General features: G+C 62.8%; 4 protein-coding genes. 3 read left to right on the plus strand and 1 reads right to left on the minus strand.

Annotated features, from left to right (window positions below; all coding sequences use genetic code 11):
* Positions 1-239 precede the first annotated feature (239 nt).
* Entirely contained in the window at positions 240-1,094 is an 855-nt protein-coding gene (locus CWO89_RS41875) for a DUF2306 domain-containing protein (protein ID WP_245476819.1), read from the minus strand.
* Between the two features lie 174 nt (positions 1,095-1,268).
* Between CWO89_RS41875 and CWO89_RS41880 the strand changes: the two genes are divergently transcribed.
* The 3 genes from CWO89_RS41880 (at position 1,269) to CWO89_RS41890 (ending at position 3,489) form a co-directional block, all read left to right on the plus strand.
* On the plus strand, positions 1,269-1,475 hold the full coding sequence (locus CWO89_RS41880; RefSeq protein WP_130584078.1) for a hypothetical protein: 207 nt from the start codon (positions 1,269-1,271) through the stop codon (positions 1,473-1,475).
* A gap of 176 nt (positions 1,476-1,651) precedes the next feature.
* Positions 1,652-2,908, plus strand: a complete 1,257-nt coding sequence (gene serA, locus CWO89_RS41885) for a phosphoglycerate dehydrogenase (protein WP_130584079.1) — start codon at positions 1,652-1,654, stop codon at positions 2,906-2,908.
* Between the two features lie 305 nt (positions 2,909-3,213).
* Positions 3,214-3,489 carry a hypothetical protein gene (locus tag CWO89_RS41890; protein ID WP_130584080.1) on the plus strand — a complete coding sequence of 92 codons (276 nt, stop codon included), beginning with the start codon at positions 3,214-3,216 and terminating at the stop codon, positions 3,487-3,489.
* The last annotated feature ends 106 nt before the right edge of the window (positions 3,490-3,595 follow it).

Below are 3,595 nucleotides of genomic sequence, written 5' to 3' on the forward strand. Positions count from 1 at the left end.
GCTGCCCGCAAAGTGTGATCCAGGCCACTTTTGCCTTGTTAAGATTTTATTAAACTTGCGGGTGTCCCCTAAGGGCACAGCAATTTGTGGCGGAACCGGACCCGGGAGCCGGCAGCTACAAGAGAAGGCCGGCGGCGTAACGCCCGCCGGTCTTTTCTCTGGACTGGGGCGAAGGAGCCGAGCTGCGAAGTAAGACAGCAGTCCTGCTGCTTCCGACGATGATCGGCCGCCGCCCACTATCACAAGGTCAAAAGCAGCCTCTGCACAATCCTCGGTCCCCAGTGCAAGGCGGTGAAATAATACGTGCTGACTGCGATGAACGCTGCGGCGACGCCCATGCAAATCGCCGCTCCGACCTTGACGTAAGCAGCAGAGCGCAGTTGGCGTGCGCGAATGAACGCCTCGGCAACAATCAGATTGGGAATGTAGAAAAAGAACGCCATCACGACGTCAAAACCCCCGTCGAACGTCGGCGTGTGACCCATGTTATGGCCGAGCAATGCCCAGAATCCGTAATCCATCCGGTAGAGCCATGACCCGATCACCAGCGCAAACAGCCGGATCGCCCAGGCACGATGCTGCTCGAAGCGTTTGCCTCGCGCATGCCAGAACGTTGCGACGGCGGCGATGGCCGTGAGCGCGCCATAGAGGCTGAAACCGATATTCATCGGTGTCCCGCCGATCGTGCCCTGCACGGCGATAAAAGCGAGCCCGCCCAAGCCGGCCATAAGTGCCGACAATGCATAGAGCCGGCCGACCCACCGGTGAAACGCCGGCGCTCTCGCCCGCACGGCGCTGATCAGTTGCAATGGACCGAGCAGAAGAAGCACCGTGCCGGCCGCGAAATGCAGCCCGATACCCATTGTTGCCATCAGCGAGTGCGCATCGTGAAGGCGCGGCAGATCCCGGTTCCACTGATCAAGATTTCCATCCACCAGCGCGCCGAGGTAGATCGCAACAATATACAAACCGAAGATCGCCGCGCTGATCCAGACGGCAGCCACAAGGGCGGTCATCGTCCATCGTAACGCGGCCGTGCCGACGGCACTTGTGCCGATCGAGCCGCTCTGCCGCCGATCAAGTTCGAATTGCAAGGACACCGCGATAGCTCAGCATAAGTTTGGCGCGCGACGAACAGGATTTGGAGCTGATTGAGGCATTGGGATGACTGCAAGGCCCGGAGCCCAGTCGATGACGTTACCGATGTAATTCGAACGCATGTGATCGATCGAGCGCAACCTTCGTGGTCTCCAGCGCGTTATCGGAGCATGACAGCTCAGCAAAGCCTGCATCCCATGATGAACTTCGACCCGTCCGAGCCCGCGATCCTGCACGACCGCGCCACGGACGAGATTGTCACCTGGATCGGCGACGAAGCCGACGACTTCCGCCGCACCAGCAACGCGCGCGCCGACGGGGCGGTCGCGTGGCGGGAGTTCTTGTTCGACGGATGGGGGAATGTGCTGGGCGGGTGAGGGCCCGACGGAGCCGGTGGCGGGGCCGCAGCGCCGATCGGCGGTAGGCGGACCATGAGCGCCGGCCATTTGCGCCTCAGCGGTTGCCTCGGGCGGCAAGGGCGGATATCCGTCCGCTCCTCCGGGCCAGCCCAAATTCCGACGATCGGCCCGGCCAGACCACGATCGGACGACCGATGCCCCTGTCTCTGCCCAAGCAAAAGATCCGCGTCCTGCTGCTGGAGGGCGTGAACGATTCTGCCGTTCGCCTGTTCGACGCCAACGGTTACACCGAAGTCGAGCGTCTGCCGAAGGCGCTCGGCGCCAAGGAGCTTAAGCAGGCGCTGTCGGGCGTGCATATGCTGGGGATTCGTTCCAGGACCCAGCTCACCGCCGACGTGATTGAGGCCGCCGATCGGCTGATCGCGGTCGGATGTTTTTCCGTTGGCACCAACCAGGTCGATCTCGATGCGGCGCGGCGACTCGGCGTCCCCGTGTTCAATGCGCCTTATTCCAACACCCGCAGCGTGGCGGAACTCACCATCGCCGAGGTGGTGATGCTGCTCCGAAAGGTGTTCCCGCGCTCGGTCGCGGCGCATGCCGGCGGCTGGGACAAGTCCGCGGAGGGCAGCCGCGAGGTGCGCGGCAAGACGCTTGGCATCGTCGGCTATGGCAATATCGGCTCGCAATTGTCGAATCTGGCGGAAGCCATGGGCATGCGCGTGATCTTCTTCGACCAGACCGACAAGCTCCGCCACGGCAACACAGAGCCGGTCGAGACGCTGGACGAACTGCTCGCGGCAAGCGACGTCGTTTCCCTGCACGTGCCGGAGACGCCGGCCACCGCCAACATGATCGGCGAGCGTGAATTGCGGCAGATGAGGCAGGGCGCCTATCTCATCAACAACTCGCGCGGCACCGTCGTCGACCTCGATGCCCTGGCCCGCGTGCTCGGCGAGGGCTGGCTCGCCGGCGCGGCCGTCGACGTCTTCCCCGTGGAGCCGGCCTCCAATGCGGACCGCTTCGTCTCGCCGCTGCAGGGCCTCCCCAACGTGATCCTGACGCCGCATGTCGGCGGCTCCACCGAGGAGGCCCAGGACCGCATCGGCGGCGAAGTCGCGCGCAAGCTGATCGACTATTCGGATGTCGGCTCAACGCTCGGCGCCGTCAATTTCCCGCAGGTGCAATTGCCGGCGCGGCCGACCGGCACCCGCTTCATCCACGTGCACCGCAACGTCCCCGGCGTGTTGCGCCAGGTGAACGACGCCGTCTCCCGCCATGGCATCAATATCCTGGCGCAATACCTGCAAACCGATCCGGAGGTCGGCTACGTCGTGCTCGAGACCGACGTCGTCGGCGGCGAGGGCGAGGGATTGCTGGCGGACTTACGGGCTGTGAACGGCACCATCCGCGTCCGCGTGCTGTACGATCAGGACCGGCCGATGGCGCGGTGAGGGGCATGGCTATTGCGAGCTGACCGCGCGTCGAGATCGTCGTCCGCTATCTCAGAAAAATGTGATCGGCTGGTCGATCTCAATCGACGTGTCATTTGGATGACAGTCGGCTGGTAATCGGAAGATCATTCTGTTTCCCTTCGAATTTCAGCAACGCGATCCCTGTACCTGGCGCCCGTAGCGAAACAAATCGCTAGGCGAAGCGACGGATCGCAATCCTGCATTGTTGCAATGCAACAAGGCGCATACCGCAACGCAGCAAAAGAGCTATCTTCTGGCTTACGAATCTATCCAGGAGAATTGCAGTGAAGAAAACTTCTTTAACCATCGCAGCCATGGTCGCGATCACGATCGCAGGCGGCACCACCAGCTTCGCTGCGGAATTGCCGACCTATGAAGTGCAGGGGCTGCCGATCTCGCCGGTGCAAGTCGGGCTGTTGGGAGCCGCGAATGTCCAGGAACAGACGCAGGTCGCCCCCTCGGCGGCTTCTCCGCACGAACTCAGCGTCCTGACACTCCGACCGAAAGTAAGGGCCGCAACGGTCGGTACGACCGGGACCGGAACCGGCGCGTCCCGCTAACCGACACGCGCTTACGGTGCATAGCTAGCGAAAGGCCCGCGACATGTTCGCGGGCCTTTCGTGTTGATGGGGTAGTGCTCACATCGCTCCGCCGATGCGCCCTAGC

The sequence above is a fragment of the Bradyrhizobium sp. Leo170 genome, from assembly GCF_004296405.1.
Lineage (GTDB): Bacteria > Pseudomonadota > Alphaproteobacteria > Rhizobiales > Xanthobacteraceae > Bradyrhizobium.

Coding starts and splice junctions, on each gene's coding strand:
- CWO89_RS41880 (WP_130584078.1), top strand. CDS start 1,269: ATGACAGCTCAGCAAAGCCTGCATCCCATGATGAACTTCGACCCGTCC.
- serA (WP_130584079.1), top strand. CDS start 1,652: ATGCCCCTGTCTCTGCCCAAGCAAAAGATCCGCGTCCTGCTGCTGGAG.